A 746-nucleotide genomic window follows, 5' to 3' on the forward strand; every position below is an offset into this window, starting at 1 on the left:
AACCAGTCGGGCAAGTGGTTCAACGCGGTGCAATATGGCGTCCGCAAAGAAGACAACATGCTGGACTATGATCAGGTCGAGGCGCTGGCGAAGGAACACCAGCCCAAGCTGATCATCGCCGGAGGCTCGGCCATCCCGCGTCAGATCGACTTTGCCCGCATGCGTCAGATCGCCGACATGGTCGGCGCGTATCTGCACGTGGACATGGCGCATTTCGCCGGTCTGGTGGCGGCGGGCGAACACCCCTCTCCTTTCCCGCATGCGCATGTGGCGACCACAACGACTCACAAAACCCTGCGTGGTCCGCGTGGGGGTATGATCCTGACCAATGATGAAGATATCGCTAAGAAAGTGAACTCGGCGATCTTCCCCGGCATTCAGGGCGGCCCGCTGATGCATGTGATCGCGGCCAAGGCCGTGGCCTTTGGCGAGGCGCTGCGGCCTGAGTTCAAATCCTACATCCAGCAGGTCGTGACCAACGCGCAGGCGCTGTCGGACCAGCTGATCAAGGGCGGTCTGGACACGGTGACCCACGGCACCGACACCCATGTGGTGCTGGTCGACCTGCGCCCCAAGGGCGTGAAAGGCAACGCCACCGAAAAGGCTCTGGGCCGGGCGCATATCACCTGCAACAAAAACGGCGTGCCGTTTGACCCCGAAAAGCCGACCATCACGTCGGGCATCCGTCTGGGCAGCCCTGCGGGCACCACGCGCGGCTTCGGCGAGGTCGAATTCCGCCAGATCGC

Annotated in this window: 1 protein-coding gene; it reads left to right on the top strand. The window is 62.7% G+C overall.

The window, feature by feature from the left end; genetic code table 11:
• Positions 1-746 (top strand): serine hydroxymethyltransferase (glyA, locus tag ACR0KJ_RS19440; protein ID WP_480627459.1); only part of this gene is annotated, 746 nt, incomplete at both ends.

The organism is Ruegeria sp. AD6 (genome assembly GCF_056542325.1).